The sequence below is a fragment of the Polaribacter sp. IC066 genome (assembly GCF_007997085.1).
In the GTDB taxonomy this organism is placed as follows: Bacteria; Bacteroidota; Bacteroidia; order Flavobacteriales; family Flavobacteriaceae; genus Polaribacter.
In genome coordinates, this window is sequence record NZ_VORR01000001.1 from 133,416 (window position 1) to 145,427 (window position 12,012).

The 12,012-nt window shown below is 29.2% G+C and carries 12 protein-coding genes; 5 read left to right on the forward strand and 7 right to left on the reverse strand.

Annotated elements, in window-relative coordinates; genetic code table 11:
- Window positions 1-27: 27 nt before the first annotated feature.
- The gene (locus ES044_RS00640; protein ID WP_147117341.1) at window positions 28-711 is read right to left on the reverse strand and encodes a rhomboid family intramembrane serine protease; all 684 of its coding nucleotides are present in this window, start codon (window positions 709-711) and stop codon (window positions 28-30) included.
- 77 nt (window positions 712-788) lie between these two features.
- Between ES044_RS00640 and ES044_RS00645 the strand changes: the two genes are divergently transcribed.
- Complete coding sequence (locus tag ES044_RS00645; protein ID WP_147117340.1) at window positions 789-2,060, forward strand: replication-associated recombination protein A; 1,272 nt, start codon at window positions 789-791, stop codon at window positions 2,058-2,060.
- Here ES044_RS00645 and ES044_RS18395 read toward each other — a convergent pair.
- The 5 genes from ES044_RS18395 to ES044_RS00665 form a co-directional block, all read right to left on the reverse strand.
- Entirely contained in the window at window positions 2,057-2,197 is a 141-nt protein-coding gene (locus tag ES044_RS18395; RefSeq protein WP_189663139.1) for a hypothetical protein, read from the reverse strand. The genes ES044_RS00645 and ES044_RS18395 overlap by 4 nt on opposite strands.
- Window positions 2,198-2,224: 27 nt before the next feature.
- Complete coding sequence (locus tag ES044_RS00650) at window positions 2,225-2,662, reverse strand: hypothetical protein (protein WP_147117339.1); 438 nt, start codon at window positions 2,660-2,662, stop codon at window positions 2,225-2,227.
- Between the two features lie 190 nt (window positions 2,663-2,852).
- The gene (locus ES044_RS00655; protein ID WP_147117338.1) at window positions 2,853-4,217 is read right to left on the reverse strand and encodes a DUF5723 family protein; all 1,365 of its coding nucleotides are present in this window, start codon (window positions 4,215-4,217) and stop codon (window positions 2,853-2,855) included.
- Window position 4,218: 1 nt separating this feature from the next.
- The gene (locus ES044_RS00660; RefSeq protein WP_147117337.1) at window positions 4,219-4,767 is read right to left on the reverse strand and encodes a hypothetical protein; all 549 of its coding nucleotides are present in this window, start codon (window positions 4,765-4,767) and stop codon (window positions 4,219-4,221) included.
- 35 nt (window positions 4,768-4,802) lie between these two features.
- Window positions 4,803-5,492 carry a YjjG family noncanonical pyrimidine nucleotidase gene (locus tag ES044_RS00665; protein WP_147117336.1) on the reverse strand — a complete coding sequence of 230 codons (690 nt, stop codon included), beginning with the start codon at window positions 5,490-5,492 and terminating at the stop codon, window positions 4,803-4,805.
- A 70-nt stretch (window positions 5,493-5,562) separates the two neighbouring features.
- Between ES044_RS00665 and ES044_RS00670 the strand changes: the two genes are divergently transcribed.
- From ES044_RS00670 to ES044_RS00685, 4 genes are read left to right on the forward strand one after another with little or no spacing between them, the layout of a single operon-like run.
- Window positions 5,563-6,699 (forward strand): glycosyltransferase family 4 protein, encoded by a 1,137-nt coding sequence (locus ES044_RS00670; protein ID WP_147117335.1) that lies wholly within the window; start codon window positions 5,563-5,565, stop codon window positions 6,697-6,699.
- Between the two features lie 3 nt (window positions 6,700-6,702).
- On the forward strand, window positions 6,703-8,604 hold the full coding sequence (gene asnB / locus ES044_RS00675; RefSeq protein ID WP_147117334.1) for an asparagine synthase (glutamine-hydrolyzing): 1,902 nt from the start codon (window positions 6,703-6,705) through the stop codon (window positions 8,602-8,604).
- The gene (locus tag ES044_RS00680) at window positions 8,601-9,863 is read left to right on the forward strand and encodes a polysaccharide biosynthesis C-terminal domain-containing protein (RefSeq protein WP_147117333.1); all 1,263 of its coding nucleotides are present in this window, start codon (window positions 8,601-8,603) and stop codon (window positions 9,861-9,863) included. Before asnB ends, ES044_RS00680 begins: the two co-directional genes overlap by 4 nt.
- The gene (locus ES044_RS00685) at window positions 9,856-10,662 is read left to right on the forward strand and encodes a class I SAM-dependent methyltransferase (RefSeq protein WP_147117332.1); all 807 of its coding nucleotides are present in this window, start codon (window positions 9,856-9,858) and stop codon (window positions 10,660-10,662) included. The genes ES044_RS00680 and ES044_RS00685 overlap by 8 nt, the downstream gene beginning before the upstream one ends.
- 440 nt (window positions 10,663-11,102) lie before the next feature.
- On the opposite strand, the gene ES044_RS00690 is transcribed toward ES044_RS00685, so the two are convergent.
- Window positions 11,103-12,011 (reverse strand): GNAT family N-acetyltransferase, encoded by a 909-nt coding sequence (locus tag ES044_RS00690; RefSeq protein WP_147117331.1) that lies wholly within the window; start codon window positions 12,009-12,011, stop codon window positions 11,103-11,105.
- Between the last annotated feature and the right edge of the window lies 1 nt (window position 12,012).

Consider the following 12,012-nt stretch of genomic DNA (forward strand, 5'->3'; position numbering starts at 1 on the left):
AGAACCATTTAAAAAATACTATTTACGCTACTTTAGCTCCGCTTCTACTCCATCTTTTATATCTTCATTTTTTGGTGGAGAAAAATTGCCATTTTCATCAAATAGTAAATCAAATTCTGTTGTCGTAAATTGGTGTTCTTTTTTTACTGTACCTATATTTTTATATATAAATGCAAAAATAAATCCTGTGAAAAAACCACATAAATGTCCTTCCCAAGAAATTCCGTCTTTTATAGGCAATACATACCAAACCATACCTCCGTAAAGAAAAATTACAATAAAAGATACAGCTACAAGTCTAAAATGTTTTCTAATGATGCCACTAAAAAAAACAAAACTAAAAAGCAGATAAACAACGCCACTTGCCCCAATATGGTAAGAATCTCTAGCAATAACCCAGGTTAAGAAACCCGTTAAAAAAGCACCAAGAAATAAGACTTTATAAGCAACTTCTTTATAAAAGTAAAAAAGACTGCATAAAAGAACAAATAACGGAATAGAGTTATTAAATAAATGACCAATATCTCCGTGTATAAAGTGAGTAAAGAAGACTCCTCTAAATCCTTTTAAAGTTCTAGGAAATACACCAAATTTATTAAAATTATAGCCAAATTGTATTTCTACCCAATACACCACCCAAATAAAAATAATATATACTACCGGGATTAAAAAGATAGAACTCTTTAATTTTGATTTTTGATTTCTACTCATCGACAACAAAAATAACAAAAACAGAACCAAAAGGTTTTTTTACAATATCTGTCAGAAATCTTTGTTATTTTTGCAAGATGAATGAACCTTTGGCAGAAAGAATTAGACCTAAAACTCTAGATGATTATATTAGCCAGCAGCATTTAATTGGTAAAAATGGTGTTTTAACTAATTTAATCAAACAAGGAATTATACCCTCTTTAATTTTATGGGGACCTCCAGGAATCGGTAAAACAACACTTGCAAATATTATTGCCACCACTTCTAAAAGACCTTTTTACACATTAAGCGCAATTAGTTCTGGTGTAAAAGATGTAAGAGAAGTTATAGAAAAAGCTAAAAAAAGCGGAGGTTTATTCACGGCAAAAAATCCTATACTATTTATCGATGAAATTCACAGGTTTAGTAAATCTCAACAAGATTCATTATTAGGTGCAGTAGAAAAAGGTTGGGTTACCTTAATAGGCGCTACTACAGAAAACCCAAGTTTTGAGGTAATACCTGCCTTACTCTCTCGTTGCCAAGTTTATATTTTAAATTCTTTTGACAAAAATGATTTAATTGCTCTTTTGCACCGAGCTATGAAAGAAGATGAACATTTATCATCCAAAAAAATTACGCTTTCAGAAACAGATGCCCTATTGCAAGTATCTGGTGGCGATGCTAGAAAACTTTTAAATATTTTTGAACTGTTAGTTTCTGCTGAAGATGAAACTGACATTACAAATGCTTTAGTTTTAGAAAAAATACAAAAAAACACCGCTAGATACGATAAAACTGGTGAGCAACATTATGATGTTGTTTCCGCTTTTATAAAATCGATTCGAGGCAGCGACCCTAATGGCGCCGTTTATTGGCTAGCAAGAATGATTGAAGGCGGCGAAGATGTTAAATTTATTGCAAGAAGGTTGCTGATTGCTGCTTCTGAAGATATTGGCAACGCAAATCCTACTGCTTTAATATTAGCCACCAATACGTTTCAAGCAGTTTCTGTAATTGGGCATCCAGAGTCTAGAATTATATTAAGCCAATGTGCTATTTATTTGGCAAATTCACCGAAAAGTAATGCTTCTTATTTAGCCATTAAAAATGCCCAAAGTTTAGTGCAACAGACCGGTGACTTATCGATACCAATTCATTTAAGAAACGCACCAACCAAACTAATGAGAGATTTAGATTATGGTAAAAATTACAAATATTCTCATGACTATGAAAACAGCTTTGTAACTCAAGAGTATTTACCACAAGAAGTTTCTGGGCATAAATTATACGAACCTGGCAATAATGCCAGAGAAAATCAGTTTAAAGAAACCCTAAAAAAGAGATGGAAAGATAAATACGGATACTAAAACTTTACTTGAAACTCTTTTGTTATTAATTGATTGCCTTCATAATATTCTGCCAACCAATTATCGCCCTTCTTATAGAAGTTTCCTTTTTTATTTTTAAGAATAAAATTCTCTTTTCTAGATGTTTTCAAGATCAAAAAAACCACTTCTGGCTTCGTATTTACTTACTGAAATCCGTTTTCTATAGCTTGTGCATATAAAACATCAACCGCAATTAAACCTAACTTTACTTGTTTTACATCTTGTTCTTTTAATTCGGAGATTGCACTAACTACCGGAAAAATCACCTTTTTATCAGCACTTTTTAAACTTGTTTGATTACTTATGGTATCATTTGATACCTGCGCTAATTGCGTTGAATTGTATTGATACTCAAAATCATCCATCGTATCAAAAGCATTTCTTATTGCCTCCTGGTATCCTTTCTGATATTCTTTTAACCTGCTCTTACCTGTTTTAGATTTGTAAACAGTATTGCCAAAACAATCTTTAATCTCGATAGCGTTTTTTATGCTTAACATAGAAGATTCATCTACTACAGAAACAAATAAAGCCAAACATCTGTTGCCATTGAGTGCAGCTGGCAACTTTTCGTTGCTCAAAAAAACTTTAAAGCCCTTTTTTTTAAACAAAAACTTCGTTAAAGAACTTGTTTGATATTTATCGGAATCATTTAAAAAATCAAACTTATCGACAACAATAAGATATTGATATTTTGAAAATAAATCTGTTTGGCTGTAGAAAGATACACTGATTAAAAGTAAGAGAAAAAAAACAGTATTCTTTATCATTTTAGTTAAATATTAAATTGATTCCTAACTGTAAAGATATGTTATTTGCCTTAGAGAGGTCTCTGTAAGACAAAATATTGTCTACCAAACCATACAAATTTACGTTCTTAAATTGAGCTGATATACCAGCACCTATATTAGAAACAGAAAAATCATCAACTGTATACGTAACCTTTGTTTGGAGGTTATTTGTAAGTGATTTCTGATAAAAAGCAGTTAAGGCTACTTGCGGCCTTAAAGGTCTAAAAACAGTATGTAATTGAACACCCGCAGCATCTGTATAAAAGTCTTTGGTAAAATAGTTGTCAAATTTTCTTGTTATTTTATCACCAAAACGATACATCAAAGCTGCATTCATTTTTATGGGTCTTAACGAGACATAAGATCTTTCATTTTCAGCGATCACCAATTCTCTTTTAAACCTCGCTTCGATATCGTTGATATAATTCTGATTATTATCAAACTGAAATTGAATACCCTCATAAGCAAAACTTCCTTTGGCTGTAATATTTGATATATCTTTAGTGTGATGAATAAAACCTATATCTAAAATACTGCCAGAAAACTCTAAATTTTCATTAATACGATACGTAATTCCCAAATCAAACCCAATTCCTAAATTACCACCTAAAAAAACATTTTGCAGATAATCTCCAGCACTATTTAAAAATTCATCATTTCTAATTAACCCAGAACTATTCGATATAATATTTATATCACTAAAAATATGTTTATACGCGTTTTCTCTACCCGCAACTGTTACAAAGCTTCCCGTATTATTTTTAGAGCGCATATTTACAGCAGAAGAGTATACTTTAAATCTAGCCCCAAGTGTTAATTTTTCTGTAAATTGGTGAGAAGCACCGAAGTGGAGCACTCCCAGAACATCTAGTTTATATACAATCTGTGAAAACAAGAAGTTATTGTTCAAATACCCCGAATTACCTTCATTTAGCAGCGTAAAAACATCTTTTGGATAATAACCAAAGGCGTCTATTTCTGTATAAAAACCAAAACTTAAATAGGTTCTATGATCTACTCGAAACCCAGCATTTAAAACCTCTACTTGCGCATAAAGTTTTCCATAATCCTGTGTAGTTAACCTTTTTAAAATAGTTTCTATTTTATCATTAATATTGATGCCATCATCTGCAAAAAGATTCGCTAATGAAAAACCAGAAGAACCAATTTCTGCAGATATGCCTGAAAATAGCGGGATACCAACATGAAAATTATAGTTAATTTCTGAACCAGGATTGAGTAATAATGTTTGCGGTAGTCCTGCAAAATTATACAGCACTTGCTTATTTTGAGATTTTAAAGATATAAAACAGAAAACTGCCCATAAAAGAAAAACTTTCTTCATACTACAGTTTTGCTTCTATATAAACATCCATCGAGGAATTTAATTCTATTTCTCTACCAGCATTAAGAGCATCTGAACGATTAGAATCATTCTCTAATGTAATCTTATAATTCAGATATGTTGTGTCTAGTATCTCTGGATGCTGATGAAGATCAATAATTAAAAAATAGTTGAAAAGTGTGTTAGCTGCGATCTCTCTAGACTTTGTCTCAAAAACTACGTCTTTTGATCTATTTAAAAAGGTAATTTCTAAAATTAAGGTATTATTAGATCCATTTTCTATGTTGGCTTTCAAATCGATTCTTGCAAGAACACTTTCTAGCAGATCCGTTTGAAAATCTTTAAATTTAATCTCGTCAGAAATACTTGATATAGAAGCACCGCCAATACTCTCTGTAAACTCTGAAGGATTTACTTTAAAATAGATTAATGAGGTCGTAAATTTAGATTTGTAAACATACTCTTTAAGCTGGCTAAAATCTAAACTATCTGAACAGGATGTAAGTAAATACAAGCTTACTAAAAAGCTTATTGTTTTGGGGGATTTCATAAGTAATAACTAATCTTAAGATAACAATCTTACCTTTAGAGATGTTGTTTTATATCTAAAAGAGAGGTTATCGATTTAAAATAAACATTATTTACTTTTTCTTTTTCAAAATTTACATGAATAGCATTCATTCCTACACTTAAAGCACCTTCAATATCGGCTTCAATACTATCTCCAATCATTATGGAATTATCACTTTGAGCATTGGCTTTTTCAAGAGCAAAATTGAAAACTTTTGGATTTGGCTTTTTAACACCGACAGATTCAGAAGTTACAATAACACTAAAGTAATGTAATATTTTTGAAGATTCCATTTTTTTTGTTTGAATTTCTTCAAAACCATTCGTAATAATATGTAATTGATACTTATCTTTTAAATACTCTAATATTTCTATAGCCCCCTCATGTAAATGATTAAAATCTGGAAGACACGCTATATAATCAATTGCCAAAAGGTCTATTAAATTATCTTCTATCTCATAATTTGCGCTATCAAAGGCTGTTTTTAATCGCTGGTATCTTAACTCTTCTTTTGTTATTTTTTCTTCTCTATAAAGTTTCCAATATTCTATGTTTAAGGGTTTATAAATTTTAAGAAAGCCTACTAAATCTATTTTAACGTTGTGCTTCAAAAATATTTTCTCGAAAGTTAAATCAGAATTTTTTTCAAAATCCCATAAAGTATGATCTAAATCGAAGAATACGTGTTTTATTTTCATAGCCATAAAAGTAAGAATTAATACACCTAGAATACTCTTTTTAGTTGTTATATTTGTCTTGATTAAAAATTATTTTTTGAAACAAAAATTATCAGTTTTATTCGTTTGCGGATGGTATCCTTCAAGGGTGCTACCAAATAATGGCGATTTTATTCAACGACATGCAGAAGCCTTAAATAAAGAGCATAAAGTAACTGTTATTCATATTATTACTGATAAAAATAATAAAAAAAACATTGAATTTATAAGTAATAAAATTAATGGAATAGAGACTCACATAGCCTACCTAAAGTACTCTAAAAACGCATTCAAAAAAGTATTGCTTTTTATAAAAGCCTTTAATGGCTTAATTGCTAAAACAAACACTTTTCATATTGTTCATCTCAATGAAATTTATCCTTTTGGTATTTTTAGTTTGTATCTAAAATGGTTTAAAAAAACACCTTTTATAATTACAGAGCACTTTACAGACTATACATATCCATTATCTAAAAAGATCTCTTTGTTTGAAAAAATGGTATCAAAATTAATCGTTAAGAAAGCCTCTTTTGTCTGTCCAGTTACAAAAGATTTAGAAAATTCTTTAATTCAGTTTGGATTAAAAGGAAATTACGCGCCTGTTGAAAATGTAGTGAACACAAAAAAATTTCATCCTATAGAAACAAATAATGAGGTGTTTTCTATTATTCATATTTCTAATATGAATGATATTCACAAAAATATATCAGGAATATTAAAAGTTATAGCGAATCTTCAGCATAAAATTTCTGGTTTTCATTTAAAAATTATCGGTGAAAACTCAAAGGACTATCAAAATTTTTCTGAAGAATTAGGGATACTTTCTAAAAATATTGAATTTATAGCTCATATACCTCATCATTTAATTAAAAAACATTTACAAGAAGCCAACTTATTTATACTTTTTAGTAATTTTGAAAATTTACCTTGTGTAATTTTAGAGTCTTTTGCTTGCGGAATACCAGTAATATCTTCAGACGTTGGCGGAATACATGAATATTTTCCAGATAATTTTGGCACCTTAATTAACGCTAAAGATGAAAAAAAGCTAGAAGAAGAAATTCTTAATTATTTTCATAAAAAGCATCAAATAGTATCAAAACAAGAAATGCACCGTTATATTGCGTCTAATTTTAGTGATCAAGTAATTTGTGAAAAGTTTACAAATTTGTACTATAAAACTTTAAGCAATTAATTTATGTGCGGAATTGCAGGGATTATTAATTTTAATCAAGAATTAGAAAAAGCAACGTCATTAAAAAAAATGACAGACAGTTTAAGGCATCGCGGTCCTGATGATGAAGGCTATATGTTGTATTCAAATACATCTTCTGTTTTTTTTGGTAATGACTCTCTTGTTAAAAAAACCAACCACATAAATACCGCAAACAACCATCATTTTAAAGTTGGTTTTGGTTTTAGACAATTAAAAATTATAGATCTTACTGAAAAAAGTCACCAGCCACTAACCGATATTTCTCGAAAATTTTGGATTATTTTTAACGGAGAACTCTACAATTACAAAGAAATAAGACATGAATTAGAAGGGTTAGGACATCAATTTTTATCAAATTCTGATACGGAAGTTGTTTTAAACTCCTATAAACAATGGGGTAAAAAAGCCCTAGAAAAATTTAATGGAATGTTTGCTTTTGCAATTCTAGACACTCATAAAAATAAAGTATTTATAGCGAGAGATAGAATTGGTATAAAACCTGTTTATTTTCATAAAAACAACGCTCATTTTATTTTTGCTAGTACGGTTCAATCCATTATTAAATCAACATTATATAAACCAACAATTAACTGGGAAGGTTTATGGCAAAACTTTAGGTTTACAACAGCCCAAAGACCTAACACTGTTTTTGAAGATATTTTTGCGCTAGAACCGGCACATCACGTAACAATTTATCTAAATAATAATTTCGTAAAGAAAGAAAAGTACTGGGAAATACCAACACAAACACAAGATTTCTCTTTATCAGAAAAGCAAAGTAAAAACCTCATTGAAGAAAGCTTATATAAAGCTGTAAATTATCGTTTAATAGCAGATGTAGAGGTCGGTTCTTTTATGAGTGGCGGAATAGATTCTTCTTTAATTTCTGTAATTGCATCAAAGAGAAAACCAAACATAAAAATATTAACACTTGGTTTTGAAAATCTTAAAAAATTTAATGAGGTAGCTTATGCGCAAGAAACTGCTCAGCTTCATCATTTAAATCATATTATTAAATATGCAGATGTAAAAGAAAGTTTTAAAAATTTAAAACAATCTGTTATTGCTTATGAGGAACCTTATCATAGTATTTCTGCAAATTTTATTTTATCTGAAATGGCTGCTAAAAATAAAACTACCGTTGTATTAAGTGGTTTAGGTGGTGATGAACTCTTTGGAGGTTATGATGTTTTTAAAAAAATTTCTTTGTGGGAGCAATTAAGGAGCCACAAAAAACTGATTCATCTTATACCTGAAATTCATCAAAAAATAAAAAAAGCAAAAAAGATAGCAAATTGTAGTAATTTTGGGGAGTATTACTCTCATTATCACACCAATTTTTATGACGAAGAAATTGAAAATCTATTTTTAAACAAATCGTTTAATACAACCTCAACACTAGAAAATTTATACACTTCAAAAAATACAGCATTTACCGATACTTTTGAAGCAATGAGTTTTTTTCATTTAAAATCGTACATCAGTAATCATCAAATGCGAGCTTTAGATGCAACAACAATGGCTTTTTCTATAGAAGGTAGATTTCCTTTATTAGATCATAATTTTATTGAAGATTCATTTAAAATTCCAACAAAATTTAAAATAAAAAATAACACTCAAAAATATATTTTAAAAGAAATAGCAAAAAACCATCTATCAAAAAATGTATTACAAATGCCTAAAAAAGGTTTAGCAGTACCACTAAAAAATTGGATTGAAAATGATTTAAAAGATTTTGTTCTCGAAACCATCAAACAGCTTAAAAATAGAAATATTTTTAATAATGTAGCTGTTCATAAAATTTTAAAAAGTAAAAACGAAGCTAAAATATGGCAATTAGTTTCTACTGAAATTTGGCTACAAAATTTTATAGATAAACCATGAAACTTTTAAAAAATTACGTGCAAAACTTTTTAAATAGATCTGGCAGTTATGTTTTTACAGCAGCTGTTGTCTCTAGAGGTTTATCTTTCTTAGCCTCTTGGTTAGCACTTCAATTAATACCCAATAAAGAATTAGGAGTGGTCCTTTTTGCCTACAATATAATTGCTTTTTTAACACCATTTGGGGGCCTTGGTTTAAACCAAAGTTTGGTGCGTTATGGAGCACTGTTAAAAAATGATGAAGACAAGAATAATTTATTTGTTTATGTTTTTAAAAAAGGAGTTCTTGTTACCGTAGGTATTATTATTTTAATTGTAATTTTTAGCTATTTATTTCCTTTCAAATTCGAAAACACTAGCAATTACCTTGCTTTACTGTCTTTAGTTTTGATTCCTTTGTTTGTCCTTAATATTATACAAATTCAATTTAGACTAAAACACAATAACAAGACTTTTTCAAAAGCAGATATCATTTACAATTTAACTTTGGTGATTTCTGTTTTAATCTTTAGTTACTTTTATCAAGAAAAAGGATATATTTTTGCAATTATACTAGCACCAACAGTAACGTCAATACTTTTTTTTAAAAAATTAAACATCAATTTTTCTATTCAGAACAAATTAGAAATTGTTAATTATTCTTTTTGGAAATATGGTTTTTATTCTGGCGTAACAACAGTGGTTACTAATTTACTGGTAGCTATAGATATTATCTTAATTGGGCATTTAATGGAAAATCCAGAAATGGTAACTGCATACAAATATGTTTCAATCATTCCGTTAAGTCTTTTATTCATCTCCCAGGCCTTTATAGCCACAGACTTTGTTGCCTTTACAGAAAAAATTAATGACAAGAAATATATTTATACGTACATAAAAAGTTACATGCTCTTGTTTTCTTTAATAAGCCTGCTAATTTTCGGATTTGCTTTCTTATTTTCTGATGCGATTTTAAGCCTTTTTAGCAAAGATTTTGTAATTTATTCAGAAAGTTTTTTAATTTTAATTTTTGGAATTTTTGGAATTCTAATTTTTAGAGGATTATTTGGTAATTTACTCTGCTCAATAGGAAAAATTGAAGTAAACTCTTATATAATTGGTATCGCTTTGATCATCAATATTTTTGCTAATTATTATTTAATTCCTGTTTACGGCATAAAGGGTGCCGCTATTACCTCTGCAATTTTAATGTGGTTTACCGGACTATTTTCTTATCTCTGGTTTTTCTATTTATATAAAAAAATGACTGTTCATGAATAAATTTAAGAAAATAGTTCTCGGAATTAAATTACTTGTTGAAAAACCTAGTTTGATAAATTTAATCGTAGGAAGTGATTATTATTGGCATCAACTTCTTTCGAAAAAATATCCAAAAAAAACACAACTATCAACAATTAATATTGAAGAACTAATTCCTGATTTTAACGAAAATCTAACTACTTATTCATTTTTAGGAGGAGGCTCTATTCCTACAGATATTATGTTATTAAAAGCCTTATGCAAACAAATAGCAAATTGTAGTTATTTTGAAATTGGAACCTGGCGTGGTGAAAGTGTTATAAATGTTGCAGAAGTTGCAAAGGAATGTTACACGTTAAATTTATCTAATGAGGAAATTATAGCGTTAGGTCTGCCTCAAAAATATGCAGATTTACATGGTTTTTATTCTAAAGGAAAAAACAATATAAAACATCTTCTTGGCGACTCTATGTTTTATGATTTTAAAAAATTAAACAAAAAATTTGATGTTATTTTTATTGATGGAAACCATAGTTACACTTACGTGAAAAATGATACCGAAAAGGTTTTTAAGCATTTATTGAAAGAAAATACTGTGGTAATCTGGCATGATTATGCCTACAATCCAGAAGAAATTAGACCCGAAGTTTTATTAGGGATTCTAGACGGTGTTCCTGAAAAAGAAAAAACCAATCTATATCATGTTTCTAATACGCTATGCGCCATATATATTGGTCGTAAACTAAAAAATTCGGTATTAGATTTTCCTCTAAAGCCCACAAAAAAGTTTGTTATAAACGCCAGTATAAAAAACCTATAAAAGCTGATTGAAATTATTTTACGGTACAAAATACTATTTCATAAGCTACTAATTTTTCTTATCTTTTTAAAACTGATAGTGCAACTTAATTTTAACCTCTATTGCTCTAATGTATTATTTGTTGAAAGCTTTATTTTGAAATGAACAACCTCGGAGCAAAGCGTCGAAGGGTATTAAACCTAAAGACTCCCTAAATACTGAAAAAAACTCATTACATAGAGCGAGATTAGCATACCTGCCAATCAGTCGGGTTCAACTTACAATTTTGAATTCATAGCTTCACTATTTTTTAAAATTGAGTTTCACCACTAAAAACAAAAAAACTAGCGCTATATTGAGCTATTTTACAAGACTCAAACAAAAAGAAATTTATACGGAAAACATATCAGAATTAGTTTTTAATAAAAAAGTTCCCGAAAAGTTTGCTCATTTTTTAAACCTTACGATTTAATCAACTGTACTAAAAATGGTAAATTATTGTATTTAATCTGCTTGTAGTTGTGGGTTGCAGCGCCAAAACTTAAAAAATAGCTAGCAATAGAATCCATAGAAGAGCCTCCAAAATTAAAAACTTCATAATCTTTCTGAAATTTAAAAATAGCACGATCTATTAAAAAAGTATTTTCTCCATTTTTTCGGTACTTAAAGTCTGTGGATGACACTAAAATTGTAACACAATTTTTATGTTTTAAGAAAAAACCAGAAGCTACCAACCTACTCTCGGTATTATAAACAGAAAGTATCTCTCCTACTCCCTTTTCAATACAAATCTCTATCAATTTTCTTAAAACATCGTAATCTTTAGCGACAATATAAGGAGTTCTTTGACCAACATTATCTTTAAATAACTGAATTAATGTATCCGCATCATCATCCCATTTTTCAGTTAAATTGGCGTTTGTTGCTTTGCGTAAATCCTTACGTCTATCTTTTCTATAGGCACTAAAAACAGCTTTGTATCCTTCTTTTATTGATAAAATTTGCATTTGTTTATCTATCAAAAATGATGCTGATTCTTGAATATGATTGTGGGTATTTAATCTGGTTTCAACAAATTTAAAATGGTTGCATACTATTTTAAAAAAAGAGCTATAATCAACACTTTCATCCAAAGAAAAAACACCTAATTCTAACAGCCAAAAAGGGGGATACACATATTTAATTCCGATTTTTTTTCGCCACGTAATTGGCATCACAGCGCTATAATCATCTAGAACCAAAACATCCCAATTGTCTGCAACAATATCTAAATACCAAGAAAAAGCATAAATTTTACTTTGTATCGATTGATCAATACAAGCATCATATTTTTGCGTGTTTATATCTTTTCGCTTTATGTATTTTATCATA

Excerpts from the sequence above, each read along its gene's own strand:
- ES044_RS00655 (WP_147117338.1), bottom strand. The coding sequence starts at position 4,217 with ATGAAGAAAGTTTTTCTTTTATGGGCAGTTTTCTGTTTTATATCTTTA.
- ES044_RS00660 (WP_147117337.1), bottom strand. The coding sequence starts at position 4,767 with ATGAAATCCCCCAAAACAATAAGCTTTTTAGTAAGCTTGTATTTACTT.
- ES044_RS00640 (WP_147117341.1), bottom strand. The coding sequence starts at position 711 with ATGAGTAGAAATCAAAAATCAAAATTAAAGAGTTCTATCTTTTTAATC.
- ES044_RS00690 (WP_147117331.1), bottom strand. The coding sequence starts at position 12,011 with ATGATAAAATACATAAAGCGAAAAGATATAAACACGCAAAAATATGAT.
- ES044_RS00645 (WP_147117340.1), top strand. The coding sequence starts at position 789 with ATGAATGAACCTTTGGCAGAAAGAATTAGACCTAAAACTCTAGATGAT.
- ES044_RS00680 (WP_147117333.1), top strand. The coding sequence starts at position 8,601 with ATGAAACTTTTAAAAAATTACGTGCAAAACTTTTTAAATAGATCTGGC.
- ES044_RS00665 (WP_147117336.1), bottom strand. The coding sequence starts at position 5,492 with ATGGCTATGAAAATAAAACACGTATTCTTCGATTTAGATCATACTTTA.
- ES044_RS00685 (WP_147117332.1), top strand. The coding sequence starts at position 9,856 with ATGAATAAATTTAAGAAAATAGTTCTCGGAATTAAATTACTTGTTGAA.
- asnB (WP_147117334.1), top strand. The coding sequence starts at position 6,703 with ATGTGCGGAATTGCAGGGATTATTAATTTTAATCAAGAATTAGAAAAA.